The 24740-nt window shown below is 36.1% G+C and carries 22 protein-coding genes and 1 tRNA gene; 1 reads left to right on the top strand and 22 read right to left on the bottom strand.

All coding sequences use genetic code 11. The features are described 5' to 3' along the window. Positions 1–8: 8 nt before the first annotated feature. From plsX to pta, 7 genes are all read right to left on the bottom strand, one after another. Positions 9–1019: a phosphate acyltransferase PlsX gene (gene plsX / locus WMO38_RS05685; protein WP_349161855.1), complete on the bottom strand. Its 1011-nt coding sequence runs from the start codon at positions 1017–1019 to the stop codon at positions 9–11. A gap of 103 nt (positions 1020–1122) precedes the next feature. Then, positions 1123–2688 (bottom strand): Eco57I restriction-modification methylase domain-containing protein, encoded by a 1566-nt coding sequence (locus tag WMO38_RS05690; RefSeq protein WP_349161856.1) that lies wholly within the window; start codon positions 2686–2688, stop codon positions 1123–1125. Positions 2689–2711: 23 nt separating this feature from the next. Beyond that, entirely contained in the window at positions 2712–3602 is an 891-nt protein-coding gene (locus WMO38_RS05695) for a hypothetical protein (RefSeq protein ID WP_349161857.1), read from the bottom strand. Between the two features lie 228 nt (positions 3603–3830). Further along, a complete protein-coding gene (rpmF, locus tag WMO38_RS05700; RefSeq protein WP_021866770.1) occupies positions 3831–4010 on the bottom strand; it encodes a 50S ribosomal protein L32 in 180 nt (59 codons plus the stop codon). A 3-nt stretch (positions 4011–4013) separates the two neighbouring features. Further along, the gene (locus WMO38_RS05705) at positions 4014–4538 is read right to left on the bottom strand and encodes a YceD family protein (protein ID WP_186836879.1); all 525 of its coding nucleotides are present in this window, start codon (positions 4536–4538) and stop codon (positions 4014–4016) included. Positions 4539–4694: 156 nt separating this feature from the next. Then, a complete protein-coding gene (locus WMO38_RS05710; protein ID WP_021866772.1) occupies positions 4695–5894 on the bottom strand; it encodes an acetate kinase in 1200 nt (399 codons plus the stop codon). A 63-nt stretch (positions 5895–5957) separates the two neighbouring features. Continuing rightward, positions 5958–6956 (bottom strand): phosphate acetyltransferase, encoded by a 999-nt coding sequence (gene pta, locus WMO38_RS05715; RefSeq protein ID WP_021866773.1) that lies wholly within the window; start codon positions 6954–6956, stop codon positions 5958–5960. Positions 6957–7140: 184 nt separating this feature from the next. Between pta and WMO38_RS05720 the strand changes: the two genes are divergently transcribed. Next, positions 7141–8406, top strand: a complete 1266-nt coding sequence (locus tag WMO38_RS05720) for a nucleotidyltransferase (RefSeq protein WP_349161858.1) — start codon at positions 7141–7143, stop codon at positions 8404–8406. Positions 8407–8456: 50 nt separating this feature from the next. Here WMO38_RS05720 and WMO38_RS05725 read toward each other — a convergent pair whose 3' ends face one another. The 15 genes from WMO38_RS05725 to argR all read right to left on the bottom strand — a co-directional run bounded on the left by WMO38_RS05725 (position 8457) and on the right by argR (position 24740). Then, positions 8457–8960, bottom strand: coding sequence for a DNA-deoxyinosine glycosylase (locus WMO38_RS05725; protein ID WP_021866775.1), 504 nt, complete (start codon positions 8958–8960; stop codon positions 8457–8459). Positions 8961–8965: 5 nt separating this feature from the next. After that, complete coding sequence (locus WMO38_RS05730) at positions 8966–10330, bottom strand: PFL family protein (protein ID WP_021866776.1); 1365 nt, start codon at positions 10328–10330, stop codon at positions 8966–8968. A 22-nt stretch (positions 10331–10352) separates the two neighbouring features. Then, on the bottom strand, positions 10353–10625 hold the full coding sequence (locus tag WMO38_RS05735; protein WP_021866777.1) for an ACT domain-containing protein: 273 nt from the start codon (positions 10623–10625) through the stop codon (positions 10353–10355). Between the two features lie 29 nt (positions 10626–10654). Further along, on the bottom strand, positions 10655–11452 hold the full coding sequence (locus WMO38_RS05740) for an MBL fold metallo-hydrolase (RefSeq protein WP_021866778.1): 798 nt from the start codon (positions 11450–11452) through the stop codon (positions 10655–10657). Positions 11453–11454: 2 nt separating this feature from the next. Further along, entirely contained in the window at positions 11455–13614 is a 2160-nt protein-coding gene (locus WMO38_RS05745) for a cell division FtsA domain-containing protein (RefSeq protein ID WP_349161859.1), read from the bottom strand. Positions 13615–13650: 36 nt separating this feature from the next. Next, positions 13651–14244 carry a dephospho-CoA kinase gene (gene coaE / locus WMO38_RS05750; protein WP_349161860.1) on the bottom strand — a complete coding sequence of 198 codons (594 nt, stop codon included), beginning with the start codon at positions 14242–14244 and terminating at the stop codon, positions 13651–13653. Between the two features lie 58 nt (positions 14245–14302). Further along, entirely contained in the window at positions 14303–16990 is a 2688-nt protein-coding gene (polA, locus tag WMO38_RS05755; RefSeq protein ID WP_349161861.1) for a DNA polymerase I, read from the bottom strand. Between the two features lie 9 nt (positions 16991–16999). Further along, positions 17000–17365, bottom strand: a complete 366-nt coding sequence (locus WMO38_RS05760; RefSeq protein ID WP_349161862.1) for a zf-HC2 domain-containing protein — start codon at positions 17363–17365, stop codon at positions 17000–17002. A gap of 100 nt (positions 17366–17465) precedes the next feature. Next, positions 17466–17548, bottom strand: a tRNA-Leu gene (locus WMO38_RS05765). A gap of 48 nt (positions 17549–17596) precedes the next feature. Further along, a complete protein-coding gene (glgA, locus tag WMO38_RS05770) occupies positions 17597–19033 on the bottom strand; it encodes a glycogen synthase GlgA (RefSeq protein WP_349161863.1) in 1437 nt (478 codons plus the stop codon). A 30-nt stretch (positions 19034–19063) separates the two neighbouring features. Continuing rightward, complete coding sequence (locus WMO38_RS05775; protein ID WP_349161864.1) at positions 19064–20089, bottom strand: C40 family peptidase; 1026 nt, start codon at positions 20087–20089, stop codon at positions 19064–19066. Positions 20090–20198: 109 nt separating this feature from the next. Next, on the bottom strand, positions 20199–20999 hold the full coding sequence (gene spo0A / locus WMO38_RS05780; protein WP_186836871.1) for a sporulation transcription factor Spo0A: 801 nt from the start codon (positions 20997–20999) through the stop codon (positions 20199–20201). 119 nt (positions 21000–21118) lie between these two features. After that, positions 21119–22375 (bottom strand): SpoIVB peptidase, encoded by a 1257-nt coding sequence (gene spoIVB, locus WMO38_RS05785; protein WP_349161865.1) that lies wholly within the window; start codon positions 22373–22375, stop codon positions 21119–21121. A 174-nt stretch (positions 22376–22549) separates the two neighbouring features. Beyond that, positions 22550–24232, bottom strand: coding sequence for a DNA repair protein RecN (gene recN / locus WMO38_RS05790; protein ID WP_349161866.1), 1683 nt, complete (start codon positions 24230–24232; stop codon positions 22550–22552). A gap of 61 nt (positions 24233–24293) precedes the next feature. Beyond that, positions 24294–24740, bottom strand: a complete 447-nt coding sequence (gene argR / locus WMO38_RS05795; RefSeq protein ID WP_021866788.1) for an arginine repressor — start codon at positions 24738–24740, stop codon at positions 24294–24296.

Below are 24740 nucleotides of genomic sequence, written 5' to 3' on the forward strand. Positions count from 1 at the left end.
CTCCTATATTACTCTTCAACGTTAAGTGAAGCTGTAATCTTTTCATTAATTTTTTGTTTTTTAAATTTAACACACTGTATAAGTGCATTGCCAATCTCTTTTGATGTGGCATTGCCATGAACCTTAACCACAAGACCGTTAAGACCTATCAGTGGTGCTCCGCCGTACTCTGTCGCATCAAGAGTCTTTAACTCCTCTTTAAGCGATTTCTTTATTAAAAGTGCACCTATCTTAGTCTTAAAGCTTGACATCATCGCACCTTTAATCTTCTTTATCAGTGTAGAAGCTGTTCCCTCGTAAAGCTTTAATATTACATTTCCAACAAATGCATCACATACAATAACATCTGCATCTCCCTTAGGAATATTTCTTGCTTCTATACTTCCTATAAAATTAATATCTTTACATTCCTTTAATAAAGGATAGGTTTCCTTTACAAGTGCATTGCCCTTTTCTTCTTCAAGACCGATATTTACAATAGCAACTCTCGGATTCTTTATTCCCAGGATGTTCTCCATATAAATAGAACCCATCTTAGCCCACTGAACAAGGAAGCTAGGTCTTGCGTCGACATTACCGCCACTGTCAACAAGAAGTGACACTCCTGTTGCTGTAGGAATAAGCGGTGCCATCGGAGGACGTTCAACGCCCTTGATTCTGCCTACAATTGTCTGACCACCTACAAGTATTGCACCAGAACTTCCTGCTGAGACAAATGCATCTGCCTTTCCTTCTTTTACAAGATACATTGCTTTTACAAGTGAAGATTCTTTCTTGCGTCTTACAGCCATAACAGGCGGTTCACCTGTCTCTATGACATCAGCCGCGTCAACAACTTCAATCTGTTCTTTGCTATAATCATATTTATCCAGTTCTGCCTGTATTGCTGCTTCTTTACCGACAAGAACCACGTGAATATCATTTTCTTTTTTAGTTGCTTCAACTGCACCCTTTACGACTTCACCGGGTGCATTATCTCCACCCATCGCATCAAGTGCTACTCTGCATATATCTGACATTATTTATCTCCATTCTTAAAATATAAAAATATCAATCGTCTTTTAATATACTATAAATTTGTTTTAAAATCAAGCTGACGCACTTGCACATATGTAATATATTTTACAATATATCTTGATATAACAAATCGAATATTTTATTGTTTTCTTCATTAACTGCCTCAATTTTATCAATATCAGTTTCCGGATTCATATCTAATATTTTTACGACATTCGAATTTATTTTCATCAACATCTCATAGCCAGGCTCTCTATATGGCAGCTGTTTTATATAATTAGCCGAATTATTAGCTGTGGGATTAATAATATGAAGCAGTTTATTGATTACATTAGAATTCATCAACGCCAGCATATAATAAATTTTATTTTTTTCCTTTGGAAATATACCGACAATTGATTGGTCAAACACTCTGTTTCTCATCAAAGTTGCTTTTATCTGTTTAGACTTAACCATTGGAATTGCTATGCCTGTTTTAAAATAAAACTTTGAATTTTGAAATCTTGCTTTTTTATCTTTTATATAAAAATCGACAGTCTCTTTATCCCAGCGTACATACCATTCATCTTCTTTCCTGATATATCTTGTATCGGAAGACCCCTTAACATATGCCACATATCCTTCTGCCACATTTTTTATTCCTGTTAAATCATAGCAATCATATATTTTATCACAGTCAACCATTCTGTAATTTTGGGCACCTTTAATTTCTTTACTTTTGGCACATATAAACTCTTTATTATTTCCCGAATAAAAACCTGTCACAACATCGGCAACATCTCCGATTCTAACTTTTGAATCATTTATAATCGCAATTTTGGAATTATCCGTTATAATAAACTTATAATTTTCATTTTTTAATATATCACTCTGTTTATAACAAAAACACTGCAAATTTTCACTGTTTTCGTCAATCCTACCCAACTCACGCACAGTCTTAAATCCCGTAAAAATCTTTACATCATTATCTTTTACACTCTCACAATCGTCTTTTTCAAGAGTAATAATAGATAAATTGGAATATCCAAAATTCACTCCCGGAAAAAAATTTGAAGGAAATATAAGAATTTCTCCAATTTTAGTCGATTTAAGCAAAAACTCCCTGAGACTCTTATGCATGTTCAAAAAAAGAAATGTATCAGGTATTATAAAAGACAATTTTCCTCCTTTTTTAAGCAAAAATATACATCTGTACAAAAACAATGCATATGTCTCTTTTACATACTGACCCTTATATTTTTTTTTCAGAATTTTACGTTTATCATAATCCTGCCATGCTCCATACGGAGGATTTCCTATTATTTTATCATAATAGCCACCGTTATCCGATATATAATCAAGTTCTTTATCTTCCAACGTATCGGTAATTTTAAGCCATAACTGTCTGTCTGCGTACATATCAAGCTGTCTGTCCAATAATGTGTCTGTGAGCCTTACTTTTACATTTGGCATATCCCAATATTTCTTTTTTAAAATATTTACGGCTTTCTCATTAATATCAAGAGCATCAATCTGAACATTCTTCTGTTGATTTATTATACCATCAATAAAAATCCCCTCACCAGCCGAAGGTTCAAGTATAATATCATTATCTTTAATATTTAATTTTGAAATCATATATGATGTAATTTCATCTGATTCCGTATAATATGAACAATATAAATCTTTCATATATAACCTTTCTTTAGCGTCATCTACCATTTAAGATACTCTATAAGTCCGTTCTCTTTTAAATAATCCCTGAAATTATTACTTATATCATTTTCCCAATCAATATTATCATCAATCCATTTTTTTATATCAAACCCTGTAAAATACTCTATCTTTTTATAGCATTCATCCGAACAATAACACTCCCAGAACGGTGATTGTTTTAATGTCTGTAGATAATGATTGTTTTTCTTTTCTTCCTGTCTCACAAAAAGAACTGCCCTCTGTCTGTCATTTATATTTTTATAAAAACTGCCGACCAGTAATATCCTGTTTACATTTCCTTTTTCATTTGAGCCAAATCCACTTTTAAAATCACAATTATAATCCTGTCCATTCTGCCTGAAATGTAAATCAAGTTCAAGCTTTATATTTCCGCTATCAAGCATTCTCCATGGTATTGAATAATAATATTTTAATATTCTTTTCTGCGTTTCATCTATTGCAAGCGAATCTATGTACTCAAATGACTTATTTTCAAAATTTTCCTGCACTTTTTTATACTTTGGTGCTGCGATTATTTCCAATTCTTTTAACGGATAATAAAACGGTATTTTACAAAACACTTCCCATAATTCCCCTATACGTCGTGTGAATGACATATATTCATAATTCCATAACTTATGTCTTGCTTCCAGCATAACAACATATGATGCATATGTAATCAAAAGTATTTGATTCAATAACACTGAATTATCCTGTTCACTGCAATCCAGATATTTCCCAGTTTCCTCTTTAATTAGCAATTCGCAATATTTTTTTATTTCTTTATTAAGAATCTGTGTCTGCTTCTTTTTATCACCATTTTTTAATTTGTTCAAAGCAATAAAATCAGCCTGTTTTCTGAAATTTTCAATCAATTCCTTTTTTATCATAAAACACCTTCCGTTTCTGTCACACCTTTATAATTTGTTTGCATATTTTCTTTTATATAATCCATAATCATTTCAATGAAAATAGTATATCACTTTTTATATATATAAGCAATACTTTTTTAAATAAAAGTATATCATAAACAGACACATCTTCCTACCTTTTATAACAAAAAAACCGGGTCATATCCATACAGACACAACCCGGCATTTATAAACGTAAGAAAAAAATTAATCAACAGTGATAATTTCTTTCTTGTTGTATGATCCACAAGACTTGCAAACTCTGTGAGGCATCATTAAAGCACCACACTTGCTGCACTTTACAAGATTAGGAGCACTCATTTTCCAGTTAGCTCTTCTCTTATCTCTTCTAGCCTTTGAAGATTTATTCTTAGGACAAATTGACATAGGTTACACCTCCTTAAAATTGTTTAAAATATCTTTGAAAACAGACATTCTGGGATCCAGGGATTCCTTTTCACAATCACATTCAGTGACATTCAAATCTGTTCCGCAAACAGGACATAATCCCTTGCAGTCATCTTTACATAAGACTTTCCCTGGCATGGATAACAATAATTCGCCGAAAACAAGTCTGTCAACGTCGAGGCTGTATCCATCAATATAGTCTTTTTCTTCTGGCTCTTCATCCTCAGATGCATTCTCTTCCATCTCAACAGTATCATCAATATCAAAACTGACGCTTGTCAATACAGGTTTAAGGCATCTGTCGCAGGGAATATTCATATCAACCGAACCACTGCAGATAATATGAAGCTTGGACTTGCCGACCTTCACAATCTTTAATTCAAACGGCTCTTTACTTACAATCTCATAACTGTTCAAACCGTCATCGAACTTGTCCATATCAAGACAAGCACTGACTGTAAGTTCATCCTCTGTACCGGATAGAAGCTTTCTTAAATCAATTAGCATAATTGTCTCCAATTCACACTATATACGGTGCGTAAAAGTCAAAGCATAACGCAATTACGTTTACCACACTTTGTCTATTATACGCACCGCCACAATATTTGTCAACAAAATATTTAATTTATTAAACAAAATTTACAAAAAATTTGTCAGACAAAATTATTTAACTAATGCTAATGTCTCTCTTGCAATAGCAAGTTCCTCATTAGTAGGAATTACACAAAGTTTAACCTTTGAATCAGCTGTTGAAATAATGCCTTCAACGCCACAAGCCTTCTCAGAAGCAGCTTCATCAAGCTTAACTCCGAGGAATCCAAGATACTTGCAAACCATTGGTCTTAACCATGCTGCGTTCTCACCTACACCTGCTGTAAATGTGATTGCATCTACACCATTCATTGCTGCTGTGTAAGAACCGATGTACTTAGCAACTCTGTAAGCATATGCCTCAAGTGTAACCTTAGCAATCTCATTGCCTTCGTTAGCTGCAGCATTAAGGTCTCTGAAGTCAGATGAAATACCGCCTGACATGCCAAGAACACCAGACTTTTTATTAAGAATATTAAGCATCTCGCTTACAGTTAAATTCTCATGGTTGCAAAGATATTCAATAATTGCAGGGTCAAGATCACCTGAACGTGTACCCATGATAAGTCCTTCAAGCGGAGTAAGACCCATAGATGTATCTACACACTTGCCGCCGATTGATGCTGAAATTGAAGCTCCGTTACCGAGGTGGCAAACAATAACTTTTGCTGTCTCTGGATTAAGATTAGCAAACTTGATAGTTTCTTTAGATACAAAGCTGTGGCTTGTTCCGTGGAAACCATATCTTCTTACGCCATATTTCTCATAATATTCACGAGGAATAGCATAAAGATATGCCTTTGGCTCCATTGTTCCACCGAATGCTGTATCCCATACAGCCACATTTGGCTTACCTGGCATAGCAGCCTCAACAGCCTCAATACCAATTAAGTTAGCCGGATTGTGAAGAGGTCCCAAATCAAAACACTCTCTTACAACTTTCTTAACATCTTCTGTAACGATACATGACTCGATATATTTCTCACCTGCATGAAGAACTCTGTGACCTACAGCAGCGATTTCGTCTGTTGACTTAATAACGCCATGTTCTGCATCCATAAGAGCGTCAAGTACAAGTTTTACAGCAATGTTGTGATCCTTCATAGGTGTCTCAACAACATATTTGTCTTTGCCTGTTGGTTTATGTGTAAGAATAGAACCTTCAATACCGATTCTTTCTACAAGACCTTTTGCAATTACGCTCTCATCATCCATGTTAATCAACTGGTATTTAAGTGATGAGCTTCCACAGTTTAATACTAAAATGTTCATATTTAAAAAATTCTCCTTAAATAATACTTTTACTAATTGCTTTTTAAATAATGTCTTTGTAAATTACTTTGACATCTGAGCCTGTACTGCTGTTAAAGCTACTGTACCAACGATATCATCAGCGAAACATCCTCTTGAAAGGTCATTAACAGGCATTGAAAGACCCTGAAGAACAGGACCATAAGCCTCAGCCTTTGCAAGTCTCTGAACAAGCTTGTATCCAATATTTCCTGCTTCAAGTGAAGGGAATACTAATGTATTAGCTTTGCCGGCAACTGGTGAACCTGGAGCCTTTAATGCAGCTACTTCTGGAACTAATGCAGCATCTAACTGAAGTTCTCCGTCAACAGCAAGTTCTGGATATTTCTCTTTAGCAATCTTTGTAGCCTCTGAAACAAGATCTACTCTCTCATGCTTTGCACTGCCATATGATGAGAATGAAAGCATAGCAACCTTAGCAGGCTTTCCAACAAACATCTCGAATGACTGAGCTGATAAAGCTGCAATCTCAGCAAGATGTTCAGAATCAGGGTCAATATTAACAGCACAGTCTGCAAATACGAAAAGACCATTCTCACCAAGTTCACAATCAGGAACTTCCATAAGGAAGAAACCTGATGTGCTGCTTACGCCCGGCTTACATTTAAGAAGCTGTAAAGCTGGTCTGATTGTGTTACCTGTTGAATGGCACGCACCAGAAACAGCACCATCAGCATCACCGCACTTGCACATAAGACATGCGTAGTACATATAATCCTTCTCCATCATCTCTTTAGCCTGCTCAGGTGTAACACCCTTCTTAGCTCTTAATTCTACAAACTTATCAATATACTTCTGCTTGTTAGGGTCGTTAAAAGGATCAACAACTGTTGCACCTGAAATATCATAACCCTTGCCGTTCTCAGCGATTTCTTCAGGTGTACCGATAATAATAAGATTAGCGATACCTTCCTTTAAAATCTTCTCAGCAGCCTCATATGTTCTCTTATCCATAGATTCTGGCAATACAATAGTCTTCTTGTCTGCCTTAGCTTTTTCTTTAATTGTGTCAATAAATGCCATGATTACTGACTCCTCCTTGTATTATGTAAATATCAATAAGTATCACTTACAATACTTTTTCTAAATTATATACCAAATTTTTGGCAAGTACAAGTTATTATATTGTTTTATTTGCCGCACAAAGTTAAGTATGTTAAAATATTTATATATAAAACACTTTATTGTGCGTAAAACGGAGTTAAAAATGCAGAATATAAAAGCAGCCGGTCTTGTAACCGAATATAACCCATTCCATAATGGGCACTTATATCACCTTCAAAAATCGCTCGAAATTACAAATGCAGATATTGCAATCGCTGTTATGAGTGGTAATTTTGTGCAGCGTGGAATTCCTGCCATAACTGACAAATACAAACGATGCCGTGCTGCCGTTGATTCCGGCGTAAATCTTGTAGTTGAACTGCCTTTATTTTATGCTGTTTCAAGTGCGGAAATTTTCGCAGCAGGTGCCGTAGCGACACTTAATGCATTAAATGCATCTTTCATTTCTTTCGGATGTGAAAATGCTGATATCCAAATGCTGAAAAAAATAGCAATAACACTTGTCAACGAGCCCGATGAATACAAAAAGCATCTAAAAAAAGCCCTCACATGTGGAGATTCATTTCCAACTGCCAGAGCTAAAGCGTTATCAGAATTTTTTAAATCAGATGATATAAGCAGATTAATTTCATCACCAAATAATATTTTAGCAATTGAATATATAAAAGAAATAATAAAATCAGAAAGTGCTGTCACTCCTGTCGCACTCACAAGAAAAATAAGCGGTTACCACGACATCGAAATTCATGAAAATATAGCCAGTGCATCTGCAATAAGAAAAATTTTGCATGACAGCGGCATACACAAAAACAATGACAGCCGCTGTAAAAATATAAAAGAGCTTCAAAATGTCATGCCCGAAGCGATGTACAATATATTAGCATCCGAAAGCCAGAACAATGCACTTATATATGCTGATGATTTTTCTTCTATGCTGAATTACAAAATTTCAAACATTTTTTATATTGCCAAATATAATAAAAATGCATGCATTGAAACATTATGTGCATACCATGACATTAATAAAGACCTTGCATGCCGTATATATTCATCATTTACAGGCTGCGACTCATTTAATGGATTTATTGAAAAAATAAAAACACGCGGCTTTACTTATACGAGGCTGAGCCGGTGCCTTATGCATATTATTCTTGATATAAAAAAAGAAAATATATCGCAATATAAGTCTCTTCCATATATAAGAATTCTTGGTTTTGACAAAAAAGGCCGTGAATATCTAAGTCAAATCAAAAAGACATGTCCTGTTCCGATAATCACAAAAGCTGCCGATTACAAAAATCTTTTAACCGACGAAATTCATGCCGCATCTTTATACAACCAGATTGTATACACAAAATCCGGCATAATAAATAAAGACGAATTCAGACAGCCTTTATATATAAAATAACAAGCATAAAACAACAAGGAGTTCATAGCATAAACTCCTTGTTATATATATTAATCCGCTATATATTTCAGCATCTCACTATATGCCGTTTCAAGTTTTTCAAGATTCCACCTTGCGTTTGCCGGGCTTGTTGACGGCAGTTTCACAGCTTTAATCCCAACAGTTTCAAAGACATATTTTTCATACAGGTCATATGCCTTATTTCCGTTCGCAAATATTGCCCGTATGTCTGATTTGTTTAATATTTTTGTAAAATCATTAACTGTAACATTTTTTATGCTGCTGTCGTCAGAACCTTTTATTGTACAGCTTTTTATTACATCCCAGATTCCTATATGATGCGATAATAAAAATTCTTTCTTTTCCTGTATTGAAACAGGCAGCTGCGAATCTGTAATTCCAGAAAGCACCCGCCAAAAACGGTTTTGCGGGTGCCCATAATAAAATCCATATTCTCTTGATTTAACAGACGGAAATGTACCAAGAATCAATATTCTTGTATTTTTATCATATACCGGTTCAAATGTGTGATTTATATTAACATACTCTTCCATTTTAATTAATTCTTAAAACTGTGGATTGGTGCAGGAATTCTTCCTTTTCTGTTTACAAATGCAGAACAGTCAAACTGGTTGACCGGCATAATAGGTGCATATCCGAGAAGTCCGCCGAATTCTACAGTCTCTCCGACACCCTTTCCGACAACAGGAATAACTCTTACAGCTGTTGTCTTCTGGTTTACCATACCGATTGCAGCTTCATCCGCAATAATTCCTGAAATTGTCTCAGCCTTTGTATCTCCCGGAATCGCAATCATATCAAGTCCTACAGAACATACGCAAGTCATGGCTTCAAGCTTTTCAATGCACAATGCTCCCGCATTAACAGCATTAATCATACCCTGGTCTTCACTTACAGGAATAAATGCACCACTTAATCCGCCAACATAAGAAGAGGCCATTACACCACCCTTTTTAACCTGGTCATTTAAAAGTGCAAGTGCTGCTGTTGTTCCCGGTGCTCCTGCGTGCTCAAGTCCGATTTCTTCAAGAATATCAGCAACGCTGTCACCGATAGCCGGTGTAGGAGCAAGTGATAAATCTATGATACCAAATGGTATTCCGAGTCTCTTTGATGCTTCCTGTGCAACGAGCTGTCCAACTCTTGTAATCTTGAAAGCTGTCTTTTTAATCGTCTCACATAACACCTCAAAACTTTCACCGCGTACACTTTCAAGTGCATATTTAACAACGCCAGGACCGCTTACGCCGACATTGATAATCGCATCATCTTCTGAAACACCGTGAAATGCTCCCGCCATAAAAGGATTATCATCAGGTGCATTACATAAAACAACAAGCTTTGCACATCCAAGCGAATCTGCATCCTTTGTCTTTTCTGCTGTCTCTTTTACTATCTGTCCCATAAGACGTACGGCATCCATGTTAATACCAGTCTTTGTTGAACCAACATTAACAGAACTGCATATAAGCTCTGTTGAAGCCATAGCCTCAGGTATTGAACGGATAAGAAGTTCATCACTTCTTGTCATCCCTTTAGATACGATTGCAGAGTATCCACCAATAAAGTTTACTCCGACTTCATGTGCTGCCTTATCAAGAGTCTTTGCAATAGTAACATAATCCTCTGGTGTCTTACATGCTGCAGCACCTACAAGTGAAATTGGTGTAATTGATATTCTCTTATTTACAATAGGAACACCAAATTCTTTTGCAATGCTTTCTCCTGTAGAAACAAGGTCTTTCGCAAGAGTTGTAATTTTTTTGTAAATCTTTTCGTTTACTTCGTCAAGATTTTCACTTGCACAGTCAAGAAGATTAATACCCATTGTAATAGTTCTTACATCAAGATTCTCTTTCTCCACCATCTTATTAGTTTCAGTTACTTCAAATATGTTAATCATTGACTTCTCCTTCTTCTGACGATTATATACGATGCATCATATCAAAAATTTCTTCACGCTGGCATTTAATTGCAACCCCGATTTCATCACCAAGATTATCAAGATCAGAAATGACATCATCATATGGTTTTGCCGGCTGTGACATATCAACAATCATCATCATGTTAAAATAACCAGAAACTATTGTCTGCGATATATCAAGAATATTAATTCTGTTATCTGCAAGATATGAACATACCTTTGCTATAATACCCACTGTATCCTTTCCAACCACTGTAATCACACATTTTTTCATTGTTTTTTCCTCCATATTTTCCTTTTGTTTTAGATTTCGACTATCTTTGACGGTATATCGCGGTTAGCAACAGTAATGTCAAAATCATCAGCCCTGTACTCGCTGTCACTCATATCTATTTCAAGACGGACAGTCTCATATGCTAGTTTATCATAATTATTCTCTTTACTCAAATGCCCGAGAAAAATATTTTTAACATCATTCTCCAGAAGGCTGTCTATAAGATGCCCCGATGTCTCATTTGAAAGGTGTCCTTTATTACTAAGAATCCTTTGTTTAAGATAATATGGATAGCTTCCAACCTGTAAAAGATTTACATCATGATTTGCTTCTATAAGCATTGCCTGTGAGCCTTTTATATTATCCACTATGTAATCATCATAAAATCCAAGGTCAGTCGCAATTCCAATCTTTTTTTCTTTGCACTTTACAGTATATGCAACCGGTTCATTGGCATCGTGTGACACCTTGAAAGGATGAATCTGCAAATCATTAACAAAAACATCCGCATCGGCATTTATCTCATTAAAAAGAGACTCGTCCATCTCTCCAAGTGATGAACATTCCTTAATTCCACGAATAGTGCCTTTGGTCGAATATATCGGAATTGAGTCTTTCCTTGATATAACACCTAGTCCTTTTATATGGTCAATATGCTCATGTGTCACAAACACAGCCGAAATATCTTTCATTGAAAGTCCGGCAAGTGCAAGTCCATCTGCAATTTTTTTGCGGCTTATTCCTGAATCAATAAGAATATGTGTATTTCCCGAGCCTACATATATGCAATTTCCACTGCTTCCGCTCGCAATCGTCATCAGCCGCATTTTCAGCCCTCCCAGTATAAGTCAATCAAATCACCATCTTTTAATGGTGCAAGATAATCTGCTTTTTGTCCGTTAAGTTTTAAAACAACATCAGAGCCCTGCGGCTTGCTGAGGTCAAAATCATAAAAATCAAATATGTCAACGAGCACATACTTTTTCTTTCCAGAAAGCTTAACCGGCTGATGATTTATAAGAACAAATATATCTTTTACAACATCATCACTCTGCTTAACTTCTTCCTGCACTGTATTTCCTTCAGTATTGGTTCCTGCTTTGGCAGCTTTATCCTTATGAGACTTTGCATATTCTGTATACTCTGTATTTTCTGCATATTCAGCATTTTCTTGTATATCTTCAGCTTCTGAATAAGTTTCATCATCAAAACCTGATGATACTGTATAATCAGAAAGCCCGTGTGTCTTTACAGAGAAGTTTTCATATACTTTTGTATCATTTTGTGCCGGCTCATTATTTACATAAATATTAAGATTTGACATATCCATATCAAGAAAAGTAAACAACTGCTCAACCGTGTAAAAATCAGCCATGGAAATATCATCGCCATTATTTATCTCATAAAACTCTGATTTCAACTCTCCATTTACATATGCAAATCTTGGACAGTTTACTTTTTTATCATCTACTATAAATGAAACAGTCGCCTTGAATTCATCAAGCTGGCCGATTGTTGTTGACGCTTTCGCACCTGCTGTTGATTCTTTAACTTCTATAATATCATTCTGCTCAATCTTTGTATTGAGATTGGCATTTTTCCCATTAATCATAATAACAGCACCATCGCCCGCCTCGCCACGTATAAGGCGTGTCTTTCCGTTTACAGTAAACTCAAGCTGTCCGCCTCTCTGTGGGAATAGTTTTTCATTAGGAAAACCTACCTGCATAACAGCATCAACAACTGTAAGTCTGTTATTATCATACATTTTTATTCTCTCACCATTGACAGTAACAAACATAAAACTGTTTTTCTGTGTGTAATAATTCGTACATATTCCGATTGGTGTTACATATAATGAATCTTTTTTAAATCCGTCAATATCAAACGAAATTGAACCGAGCACTTCTTCTCCACGCACAGCTACTCTCTCTGCCATAATGCCTAGATGTTCAGCTACCTTTTGTGTATAGCTTGCCATCTTTCCGCCGCCGCCAACAACAAATACCGCATTTACAGGTCTGTTCCCGTTAAGCTCTATTATCTTTTGGGCTGCAGCATCAGCCATTTTATCTATAACAGATTCCGAATCTTTAAGTATCTGCTCTGCCGGAATTTTCTGTGTAAGTCCCATTATATCCCTGAACTCAACAATCCCTTCTTTTTTATCACTTGCTTCAACTTTAATCTGCTCAGCAGTATTAAAATCAACAAGATAAGTCTTTGCAATAACTTCTGTTATTTCATCACCAGCAAGTGGAATCATTCCATATGCTATAATGCTTCCATCTTTTGTGAGACATATATCCGATGTCCCCGCACCGACATCTATAAGTCCGATATTAAGAAGCCTGTACTGTTCCGGAATAGCAACATTCATAGCCGCAATAGGCTCGAGTGTAAGGCTTGCCACATGAAGTCCTGCATATTCAACTGCCTGATAAAGTCCGTCAACGACTTCCTCAGGAAGAAATGTTGCAATAAGTTCAACTCCGATTTTTTCTGCTTTATGTCCCTCAAGGTTACTTATATCAAAACTGTTAAGTTTGTAGTTAACGGGTGTATTTCCAACACAGTAATAATGTATATCCGTACTGTTTTCATTAACCTGTGCATGTGCCTTTTCAACCGCAAGAAGATTAAGTGAATAAATATGTTCCTGCGTTACCCTCGTCTCATTTTCAAACGCATACTCTGCCGATGCATTTACTGTTTTTAACACACGTCCGGCTGCTGCAATACAAACATCTGTAAGAGCAAATCCGATCTGTCTTTCGAGACTGTTCTTTACCCGTCGTATTGTATCACCGACTTTATATATATCATGAATCTGTCCATCAAGCATTGCTCTTGTTGCATGCTTTTCTTCAGCCATTGCCACAACATGAAAAACCTGATGTGAAAGGTATCCAACAACTCCGACAATACTTCGTGTTCCTATATCCAGTCCAAAAACCAGATCATCTTTTATGGCCTTTAAATCTGTCATATCAATCAGCCCTTTCCTAAAATTAGTAAAAATATATCACATCTGCAATAATTTAACAAGCTGTGCATACGTATCATTGATGTTACCACTGTTATCGACCACTATATCACAGCCTTTCTTAAACTCTTCCTCACCAAGCTGGCTTTTTATGATTCCGTCAATCTTTTCATCAGAATAACCACGGCTTTCTTTCAATCTTTTTCTTCTTGAATCTTCATCAGCATATATATACCATGTCTCATCGCAGAAAACATTGTAATGGTCATCAAGAAGAAGTGCCGCTTCAACAAATATATAGTCATATTTATCATCTATTTTTGCCTGTGTTATCATTGACACTATCTCTTTTTTTACAACCGGATGAATTATACTATTTAAAACAATCCTCTTGTTCGGGTTAGAAAATATAACTGATGCAAGCTTCGGTCTGTCTATTTCACCAGTTGTCTCATCTATAATTTCGTCTCCAAAAAAAGCAATTGTTTCATCATATCCTTTTTTGCCTTTTTTCATCAGGTCTTTTGCAACATCATCCGCCATGATAATAAGTGCATTAAAATTTTCTTTTATAAGATTAAGCACTGTACTTTTACCACAGCCAACGCCCCCGGTTATTCCTATCACTTTCATAACTCTCTACCATTCTTTCAACATTATAAAACATATACTTTTACTGAAAATTATGTGCTTAATGTGCTTCAAGCCAGTTATTTCCCTGTTTCATATCAATTTCAAGCGGAACAGACAGCTTAACTGCATTTTTCATTCCGTCCTCAATTATCTTCTTTACATCTTCTATTTCATCAGGATAAGTCTCAACAAGAAGTTCATCATGAATCTGCAATAGAAGCTTTGACTTGTATCCGCCTTTTTTCAACGCATCATATACTCTTATCATTGCAAGTTTGATTATATCTGCCGCCGTTCCCTGAATCGGTGCATTCATTGCAACTCTTTCACCAAATGAACGCTGCATAAAATTGCTTGATTTTAATTCCGGAATAGGACGTCTTCTGTTAAACATTGTAAGTGAATATCCTGTTTTTTTCGCATCTTCAACCATCGAATCAATATATCCTTTTATTTTAGGATATGTTTTAAAATACTGCTCAATATAATCAGATGCTTCTTTTCTTGAAATACTAAGATCCTGACTTAATCCAAATGAACTGATACCATAAATAATGCCAAAATTTACTGCTTTAGCATTTCTTCGCTGCAAATCAGTAACTTCATCAAACGGAACACCAAACACCTGTGAAGCTGTTATCCTGTGAATATCTTCAGCCATATTATATGCCTCAATAAGCTTCTCATCTTTTGACATATGTGCCATAATTCTTAGTTCAATCTGTGAATAATCGGCATCCAGAAAAACACATCCTTCTTTTGGTATAAATACTTTTCTAATCTGTCGTCCAAGTTCCATTCTTATCGGTATATTCTGCAAATTAGGCTCTGTACTGCTTATTCTTCCGGTCGCAGTTATTGTCTGGTTGAATTTGCCATGAATTCTTCCGTCTTCGCTTATATATGCTGCAAGACCGTCTGCATAAGTAGATTTTAACTTTGCAAGCTGTCTGTACTCAAGAATTTTTTTAACAAACGGATACTCAGGAGCAAGCTTGTCAAGCACATCGGCAGCAGTTGAATATCCGCTCTTTGTTTTCTTTTTGTACGGCATGTTCATCTTTTCAAACAAAATAATGCCAAGCTGTTTTGGTGAATTTATATTGAACTCTTCACCGGCCTCATCGTATATTTCTTTTTCAAGTACCTGTATACGGTCGCCCAGAACTTCACCATAAGATTTCAGCCCCTCTTTATCAACGCGTACGCCCTCTTTCTGCATATCATAAAGTACAAACACAAGCGGCATTTCTATATTAGCAAAAAGCTCTGTCATATTTTCATTTTCAAGTTCTTTTAATATCAAATCAGCACTAAAAAGACTCACATAAGCTGATTCACATGCATATTCTGCAAGTTCGTCCAGCTTTGTCATAAGCATCTCCTGCACTCCTGCTTTTCCAAACAGCTCCGATTTTGAAGGAAATGTTATATTAAGATACTGTAAAGCGATCTGCTCCGGCTCATAATTTTCATCATTAGGTTTTAACAGATATGAAGCTATGCTTACATCAACAAAAGCATCCTGCGAAATCTTAAGATTTCCATCTTTTTCAAACGCCCACAGAATTTCCTTTAAATCAAATACACGTATCTGCCTTTTTTTATTTGCATCAGACAGTACACCTAATTTTTGTACGGCATCTTTTAAATATTCATCTGTTATAAATCCCTGTTTTATTATAAAATATGTCTCTTTTTCCGAAAGGCAGATTCCAAGACCATATATGCATTTTTCTTCATGAATGATTGACAATCCAAGATTTCCGCCATTATTTATAACTTCACAAGCTTTTTTTATAATATTTTCAGAATCGCCCAATTCCTGTATTACAACAATATCTTTCAGAACATCAGCCTTTGGAGCTGCTGTCATATCTTTGTCAAATCTTTTGAGCATTGTTTTAAAATTATATTTTTTAAACAATTCATATGAGGCCGGATTATAGAAATCTCCTATTTCAGCATTTTCTATATTATAATCCAGCGGAACATTTATATTAATTTCCGCAAGGAATCTACTCATTTTGACCTGTTCGGCATTTTCTGTAATTGACTTTTGTGCCTTTGGCGGCTTTAATTCATCAAGATGTGCCAGAACATTATCAACGGAGTGATACTTCTGTATAATCGCAGATGCCGTCTTTGGTCCGACTCCCGGTGCTCCCGGAATATTATCAGAAGTATCACCCATAAGTGCTTTCATATCAATAAATTCAAGCGGTGTAACACCATAAAGTGCCACAACATCCTCAGGATAATAATTTTCTACTTCTGTGACACCTTTTTTTGTCTTAGGTATACGAATCTGTATTTTTTCTTCTGCAAGCTGCAGTAAATCCCTGTCACCTGAAATAACAGACACATCAATTCCAGCCGCCGCACTCCTTTTTGCAATAGTTCCAATAATATCATCAGCTTCATATCCGGCTTTTTCTATAACTGTAATATTCATCGTGCGTAGAAGTTCTTTGATAAGCGGTACCTGCTGTTTCAATTCAGGTGCCATAGGCTTTCTTGTTCCCTTATACGCCTCATATGCTTTATGTCTGAATGTCGGCTCGCTCAAATCAAAAGCAACAGTTATATAATCCGGCTTTTCTTCATCTATAAATTTAAACATAATATTAAGGAAACCATACATCGCATTAGTATGAATCCCCTCTGAATTAGTCAAATCAGGTATTCCAAAAAACGCCCTGTTTAAAATACTATGTCCATCAATCAAAATTAACTTTTTACTCATCATGTCTCCTTACAAATATATTATTACAGCTATTATCAGCACTGTCATTATCATACACGCATTTACAAACAACAGACACATATGCAGAAGATGATTGAATTTTTTAACTCCCGCAATCTTATTCTCACTGTCTTTTAATTTTTCTTCCACAAGACCGCTGAAATCATAATCATGAAGATATTTTTTATACTTTTCGCTAAGTTCTTTGGTCGCAGCCTCATTAAGTCCATATTCAACTATATAATAAATTTCAAATTCTTCCCGGCAGTCCTGGCATTGTTCCAGATGTTTAACAAACATTTCTTCTGCTTTGAGTGTCAGCTCGCCTTTTGAAAAAGGCACAATCATTTTCTGAATCTTCTTACAATCAATCATAGCCAGTCTCCAATCCTCAATGGTCTGCAATAATAATAGTATATCATTATTAATCAAAAAAATAAACCTGTCAGAGAAATTCCCTGACAGGTTTATACAATGCGGATGGCGGGACTTGAACCCGCACGATGTTGCCACCGGCAGATTTTGAGTCTGCTGCGTCTGCCATTCCGCCACATCCGCAAGACTTTAATAGTCTAACATATTGTTGCAGCAAAAGCAAGTATTTTTTTATAATTCTCTGTATAATTCTTCATACTTACGTGCCGAATTATCCCATGAAAAATCTGCTTTCATTCCACGGTCAACGATCTTATTCCATTCACGTTTATGATTATAATATACACTCTTGGCATAATTAATAATGCCAAGCATCTCATGTGCATTATAATTAGCAAATGAAAATCCTGTTCCTGTACTCTCATATTCATTATATGGCTCAACTGTATCTTTAAGACCGCCTGTTTCTCTTACAATAGGAACAGTTCCATAACGAAGGCTCATAAGCTGGCTGAGTCCGCAAGGCTCAAAAAGTGATGGCATAAGAAAAGCATCGCAGGCAGCATATACTTTGTGAGACATATCTTCTGAATAATATATATTAGCAGAAACTCTGTCATTATATTTCCATTCATAATGTCTGAACATATTTTCATATTTTTCATCACCTGTGCCGAGTACAACAAGCTGTACATCCTCCGCACAAATCTGATCCATGACATATGCCACAAGGTCAAATCCTTTCTGGTCTGTAAGTCTTGATACAATACCAATCATGAACTTGCCTTTATCCTCTGTAAGTCCAAGTTCCTTCTGAAGTGCAACCTTGTTCTTCCATTTCTCCTTACGGAATGTAACCTGATTATAATTAGCAGCAAGACTCTTATCTGTCTCAGGATTGTATACATCATAATCGATACCATTTACAATACCAGAAAGACAATTAGCACGTGCATTCATAAGTCCGTCAAGATGCTCTCCGTAAAAAGGAGTCTTTATCTCTTCCGCATATGTGGCACTTACAGTTGTAACTCTGTCAGCATATACAATTCCGCCCTTTAAATAATTGGCATCATTATACGCTTCAAGCTTATCAGGTGTAAAATAACTATCCGGAAGTCCTGTAATGTCTTTAACTTTTTTAATGTCCCATATTCCCTGAAACTTGAGATTATGTATTGTTATAATTGACTTAATTCCCTGATAAAATTCACCCTGTGAGAATCTTTCTTTGAGATATACAGGAATAAGTCCTGTCTGCCAGTCATGGCAATGAATAATATCCGGCTTAAATCCGAGAACCGGAATAGCTGAAAGAGCTGCTTTACTGAAAAATGCAAACTTTTCTATATCTTCATGAATCCAGCTGTATGGTTTAGGTCCTGAAAAATAGAACTCATTGTCAATAAAATAAAATGTAATTCCATTATATTGAAGTTCAAACACGCCAACATACTGTGAACGCCATGCCAGATCAATATAAAAGTGTGTCTTATAAACCATATCTTTGCGGTATTCCCATGGTATACATGTATACTTTGGAATCATGACACGAACATCGAATTCATCCTTGTTAAAATACTTTGGAAGTGAACCAACAACATCTGCAAGTCCGCCTGTCTTTATAAATGGCACTGCCTCAGATGCAATAAACAAAACATTTTTCATTACGCCCTCCTTCTGCATGAAAACATGCAATTACCAATAACGTCTTACGTCAGTAATACTCATAATATTAACAGATGCAACTTTTACAACTTCACCCGGATAAGGAGCATGAATAATCTGTCCACCACCAATATATAATGCAACATGTCCTGGATAACATATAATATCACCCGGCTGTGCACTTGCAAGTGGAACTGATTCACCACCATATGCCTGTGCAGATGATGATCTTGACAAAGATACACCATACTGTCTGTAAAGATATGACGTAAATCCTGAACAGTCAAAACCTGAAGGACTTGAACCGCCTGACACATATGGAACTCCAAGAAGTGAATATGCAAGCGAAACAACATTAGATGCAAGTGCTGAATCATTATTAGCAGTTGTTGGTGCTGTTACATTTGAACTTGCCGTTGTAGCAGCCTGTGCAGCCTTCGCAGCAACTGCCGCAGCTGCTCTTTGCTGTGCATCTTTAAGTTTTGATGACAAATCTGCATCTTTTGAATTCAAATCATCAAGAGTTGTATACAAAAGAGCCTGCTTTGATGTAAGTTCTGATGCCATATTTTCAAGTGACTTTTTATCATTCTCAAGACTTACCATAAGATTCGAAATACTCTTTGCAGTATTAGACATCTCATCAAGCTTGCTTCTGTCATAATCATATACCTGCTGTACATATTCAGCCTTATTAAGCACTTCGCTCATGTTCTTTGATGAAAGAAATACTTCTGAAAGACTTGTTGACTGATCTTCATACATGTATTTGATTCTCAATTTCATATCATCCTGCTGTGAGTTAAACTTCTGCTGTGCAGATGCAAGATCTTTGTTAGCCTGCTCTATCTCATCATTCTTCTGAGCCATTGATAATTCAAGCTCGTCCATCTGAGTGAGAAGAAATGCGAGTTCATCCTCTACATTCTGCTTTTCCTGTGCAAGACTGTTCTGCTGGTTCTTAATATCAGTAACTTCATCCGCAAGAACTGTCATTCCCATGATTGATGTAATTAAAACTGTCGCTGTAAGCGATCTTATTATTCTTTTACGCATTAACACAAACCTCTATAACTTATAATAATATTTTTTATCCATATAAGATTATTATAATATATTTGTGCTTTATACGCAAGATTTTTATGTCGTATATAATACCCACGTACTATTTAATGTTATACTCAAGCCTGATTTTATCTGCAATAAGAGCAATAAATTCCGAATTTGTAGGCTTGCCTTTTCTATTGCTTATTGTATATCCAAACAAATCATTAAGTGTTTCTGTATTTCCCCTGTTCCATGCAACCTCTATTGCATGACGGATTGCTCTTTCAACACGGCTCGATGTTGTCTGATACATCTTTGCTATAGTCGGATATAATATTTTTGTGATACTGTTAATTACATCACGGTCTTTTACCGAAAGCATTATTGAATCACGAAGATACTGATACCCTTTTATATGTGCAGGAATCCCTATATCATGAATCATGCCTGTTATATCAGCTTCAAGATTTCTTTCATTAACAGCCATATTATCAGCCGTACATATATTTTTGTCTGTCGCAGCCGAATTTTTCTTTTTCACTTCATTTTTTACATATCTTATTTTGCTTAAAAGTGCATCATTGCTGAATGGTTTCATAAAGTAATATACCGCTCCCATATTGAAAGCATCTTCCGTAACACTTTCTTTTCCAACTGCACTTATTATAATAAATGCCGGTTCTTTCTTTATCTCTTTATCCTGCTGGACTTTCTGCATAACAGCAAGCCCATCTCCGTTAGGCATAATAATATCAAGCAGAACAACATCAGGCTCTTTGCTCTTTATAATATCATATGTGTCTTTACCGTTAGTTGCAGTACCAACAAGGTTCATGTCGCTCTCCCCATTAATAACCTGACCTAATGCACGCAGCATATTTTCGTTATCATCTGCAATTGCTATTTTTAAACATCCCATTTTTCTGCCCTCCGCTCAAAAAATTTTATATCGAATTTTATTATATTTTCTGACGGAGAAATAATCAATATATATTTATCGCACCATTCGACATGATTCGACATAATCATGCCGTCCAATCAGTCCGGCAGCATATTCTCAATAAATATCCCATATCCGCATGATGGGTCATCAATAAAAACATGCGTCACAGCACCAACTATCTTATCATCCTGAATTATAGGACATCCACTCATTCCCTGAACAACGCCATTAGTTTTGTCTATGAGTTCATCTGATACAACTTTTAAAGTAATATTCTTATCCGAACTATATGACAAGCCGGTTATTTTTATCTCATAATCTTTAAAACCACCATCCGCATACATCCTGATATATGCTTTTCCTTTATGGACTTCCTGACTAAAACCGACTTTCACGGGAGTTATTCCATACTCATTTACCATATCCTTAGTCATACTCCCAAACACTCCGCACACAGAATTCTTTTCAATATTGCCAATCCTGTTAACCCCTTTATAATCAATTGTTCCGATAAATTCTCCCGGCGTTCCTTTTTGTCCTTTTACAATTGAAACTATTCTGGTATTATACAGGCTTCCCGAATTAATGCTTAATGTCTGTTGCGACTGATTGACACTGATTCCATGTCCAAGTGCCGCAAAATTATTATCAGAATCAATATAAGTAAGCGTACCTATCCCCTGTGCGTCATCCTTAACCCATATTCCGACCTTATAATCCCCCTCATCAGTACGTACCGGTGTCACAGATGTATCAAAAATACCACTGTCTCTTTTGACTGTAAGTACAACGGGCTCCTCCTTTTTAGTCTGGATATATTTATTAAGCTCATATTTATAATTAATATAACTTCCATCAACTGCTGTTATATAATCTCCCGCCTGAACTGCCTCCATACCCGGACAGACCATATTACCTGTGCTGTCTTTGAACTCACCTGTTCCTGCAACATAGATTCCCTCTGTTTTCAGGTATAGCCCAACCTGAAATCCGCCCGGATACAGATACTTTTCATCTACTACACATACATTGACAGACGGAAGAGGTATAATGCCGAATAATTTGAGTGCAAGCTCATAATCGCCTGTTGTGTCAGCCTTTACAGTAAACGGCTTTGACAGATCTGCACTCGTATCCACCCCCGCATCTGCAGTTGCAACAACAGGAACATTCAAATCAATTGTTGTATCCTGATTGCATACAACATATATCTGCTGCGGTATATCACTGCACACATTGTAAACATATATACATCCGCCTGCAAATATTGCAATACCGGCTATTATTCCTGCAAGCACAGACAGAATTGTTTTTGCATGTATTTTCTTTTTTAAACTGCACATACCTTTCATAAAATTCCTCCTGTACAAACCTGCACAAAACACTTATAACACAGGAATTCTCCTGCACAAAATGTCCTTCGCACTTTAAACAAATTAGGATTTATAAAAATAGTATCTGCATTTCAATTAATAATAAATCAGGTTATTACTGTCAAATTAGCAACATAATCCTGCCATAAATGTCTATTTTTTCAAAAATGCCTTTGCCATATTTTTCATTTCGACTGCATTATTTCTTACAGCATCCGTTATTGCACTTCCACCAAGCAGTCTTGCAAGTTCATCAATGCTATTCTCATCTGAAAGCTGGCGTATATCTGTTGTTGTAACATCACCGGATGCCGTCTTTTCTATAACAAAATGCGTATCAGCCATAGATGCAATCTGAGGAAGATGTGTTATGCATATTATCTGGTGTCCACAAGACAGCTGTTTTAACTTTTCACCGACAAGCTGGGCTGTACGTCCGCTTATTCCAGCATCTATCTCATCAAATATAAGCGTCTGCGTATCATCTTTTCCTGCCATAACAGTCTTTATCGCAAGCATTATTCTTGACAGTTCACCGCCCGAAGCAACTTTTGAAAGCGGTTTTAATGGCTCACCGACATTTGTTGATATCATAAACTTAACAGAGTCGCCTCCATTAGAAGTAAAATGACCTGTCTGTTCAAATTCAGCATTAAATTCATGATTAAGAAAATTAAGCTCAGATAACCCTTCACTTACTTTTTTGCAAAAGCCAGATGCTGCTTTCTTTCTTGCAGCTGTAAGTTCATCCGCAAGCTTTTGTAACTCTTCTTCCTTTTCATGAACAGTCTCTTTCAGCTGGGCAAGTGATGCATCATAATGATACAGTGCATCAAGTTTCTCCTGCCTTTTATCGGCATATTCAAGAATATCATCTATAGTCCTTCCATACTTGAGCTTAAAAGAATTAATCATATCAAGTCTTTCTTCGACTTCTTTATATTCTTCCTCATCATAAGAAGAATCATTAACATAATCAGAAATCTGTCTGCATACATCCGAAATCATATCTTCAGCACAAGAACACGAATCCGCAACTGATTTAAGTGACTCATCAAATGATGATGCCTCAATAACCGATTTGACAGCTATCCCCATCATATCCATGACATTATCAGAACCTTCTGACAGAAGCTGCACTGCTGTTGATAAATCAGATATAATTCTTTGTGAATTAGACATCTTTCTGAATCTGCTTTCAAGTTCTTCATCCTCTCCACGTTTCAGGTCTGCTGATGCAATCTCATGCAGTTCAAATTCAATAAATGAAATCTCACGCTGTCTGCTCTCCTCATCTGTATCCATCTGCTCAAGCTGTGATAAAGCTTCCCTGTACTGTTTATATACTACATCATATCTTTTCCTGACATCTGAAACTGTGCTGCCGCCATACAAATCAATCATATCAAGATGGCTGCTTTCTTTTAACAGAAGCTGACTGTCATGCTGACCATGAATATCTATAAGAAGTGATGCTATACTTTTTACCTGTGATACAGTACAGATCATTCCATTAACTTTAATCTGCGAGCGTCCGGGCATAATCTTTCTTGATATAATAACATCTCCATCCTGTGCATCTTCAATATCCATATCTTTAAGTGCAGCTATTTTTTTCTTATCATCAATATGAAAAGCAAGTTCCGTAAGGGCATACTCTGCCCCCTTTCTTATAATGTCAGCTGTAACTTTGCCGCCAAGTGCAATATTAACAGAGCCAAGTATAATAGACTTGCCCGCACCTGTCTCACCTGTCATTATATTAAGTCCGTCAAAAAAATTAATATCTGCCTCTTCAATAAGTGCCAGATTCTTTACATGTAGATTAGTCAGCATATAATCACTCCCGTTCTTTAAAACATCTGTTCGATATATCCATTATATACTTTAATCACTATTAATTCAATATGTTTTTTAATTTTTCCATAAGTTTTTTTGTATCCTCAACAGAACGTACAGCACACATTATCGTATCATCGCCTGCAATTGTGCCAACAATCTCCTGATAATCAATCGCATCAAGTGCCGCACACACAGCCATCGCCATCCCCGGAACTGTCTTTATGACAAGAATATTCTGTGCCATATCCATATCAGAAAAACCGTCACGAAGGACACGTATATACTTATCATTCATATTATTATTGTCATTTTTAAACACAACATACTTTTTGTGTCCGTTCACAACCATTTTTGTGAGATTAAGCATTTTTATATCTCTTGAAACTGTTGCCTGCGTTACATTAAAGCCTGCATCAATAAGGGCTGCCGCAAGTTCTTCCTGTGTCTCTATGTCATTTTTATTTATAATTTCAAGAATTTTTCTATGTCTTTCAGATTTCAC

It is taken from the genome of Lachnospira hominis (ex Hitch et al. 2025) (genome assembly GCF_040096395.1).
Taxonomy (GTDB): domain Bacteria; phylum Bacillota; class Clostridia; order Lachnospirales; family Lachnospiraceae; genus Lachnospira; species Lachnospira hominis.

What these genes read in the sequence shown, in the direction of transcription:
- recN (WP_349161866.1), bottom strand. Translation starts at nt 24,232, where the DNA reads ATGCTGACTAATCTACATGTAAAGAATCTGGCACTTATTGAAGAGGCA.
- WMO38_RS05690 (WP_349161856.1), bottom strand. Translation starts at nt 2,688, where the DNA reads ATGAAAGATTTATATTGTTCATATTATACGGAATCAGATGAAATTACA.
- WMO38_RS05705 (WP_186836879.1), bottom strand. Translation starts at nt 4,538, where the DNA reads ATGCTAATTGATTTAAGAAAGCTTCTATCCGGTACAGAGGATGAACTT.
- WMO38_RS05710 (WP_021866772.1), bottom strand. Translation starts at nt 5,894, where the DNA reads ATGAACATTTTAGTATTAAACTGTGGAAGCTCATCACTTAAATACCAG.
- WMO38_RS05775 (WP_349161864.1), bottom strand. Translation starts at nt 20,089, where the DNA reads ATGCGTAAAAGAATAATAAGATCGCTTACAGCGACAGTTTTAATTACA.
- WMO38_RS05760 (WP_349161862.1), bottom strand. Translation starts at nt 17,365, where the DNA reads ATGATTGATTGTAAGAAGATTCAGAAAATGATTGTGCCTTTTTCAAAA.
- WMO38_RS05745 (WP_349161859.1), bottom strand. Translation starts at nt 13,614, where the DNA reads ATGACAGATTTAAAGGCCATAAAAGATGATCTGGTTTTTGGACTGGAT.
- WMO38_RS05695 (WP_349161857.1), bottom strand. Translation starts at nt 3,602, where the DNA reads ATGATAAAAAAGGAATTGATTGAAAATTTCAGAAAACAGGCTGATTTT.
- plsX (WP_349161855.1), bottom strand. Translation starts at nt 1,019, where the DNA reads ATGTCAGATATATGCAGAGTAGCACTTGATGCGATGGGTGGAGATAAT.
- coaE (WP_349161860.1), bottom strand. Translation starts at nt 14,244, where the DNA reads ATGAAAGTGATAGGAATAACCGGGGGCGTTGGCTGTGGTAAAAGTACA.
- rpmF (WP_021866770.1), bottom strand. Translation starts at nt 4,010, where the DNA reads ATGTCAATTTGTCCTAAGAATAAATCTTCAAAGGCTAGAAGAGATAAG.
- glgA (WP_349161863.1), bottom strand. Translation starts at nt 19,033, where the DNA reads ATGAAAAATGTTTTGTTTATTGCATCTGAGGCAGTGCCATTTATAAAG.
- spo0A (WP_186836871.1), bottom strand. Translation starts at nt 20,999, where the DNA reads ATGGGATGTTTAAAAATAGCAATTGCAGATGATAACGAAAATATGCTG.
- polA (WP_349161861.1), bottom strand. Translation starts at nt 16,990, where the DNA reads ATGAGTAAAAAGTTAATTTTGATTGATGGACATAGTATTTTAAACAGG.
- WMO38_RS05730 (WP_021866776.1), bottom strand. Translation starts at nt 10,330, where the DNA reads ATGATTAACATATTTGAAGTAACTGAAACTAATAAGATGGTGGAGAAA.
- WMO38_RS05735 (WP_021866777.1), bottom strand. Translation starts at nt 10,625, where the DNA reads ATGAAAAAATGTGTGATTACAGTGGTTGGAAAGGATACAGTGGGTATT.
- pta (WP_021866773.1), bottom strand. Translation starts at nt 6,956, where the DNA reads ATGGCATTTATTGACACAATTAAAGAAAAAGCTAAGGCAGACAAGAAG.
- WMO38_RS05740 (WP_021866778.1), bottom strand. Translation starts at nt 11,452, where the DNA reads ATGCGGCTGATGACGATTGCGAGCGGAAGCAGTGGAAATTGCATATAT.
- WMO38_RS05720 (WP_349161858.1), top strand. Translation starts at nt 7,141, where the DNA reads ATGCAGAATATAAAAGCAGCCGGTCTTGTAACCGAATATAACCCATTC.
- WMO38_RS05725 (WP_021866775.1), bottom strand. Translation starts at nt 8,960, where the DNA reads ATGGAAGAGTATGTTAATATAAATCACACATTTGAACCGGTATATGAT.
- spoIVB (WP_349161865.1), bottom strand. Translation starts at nt 22,375, where the DNA reads ATGAAAGGTATGTGCAGTTTAAAAAAGAAAATACATGCAAAAACAATT.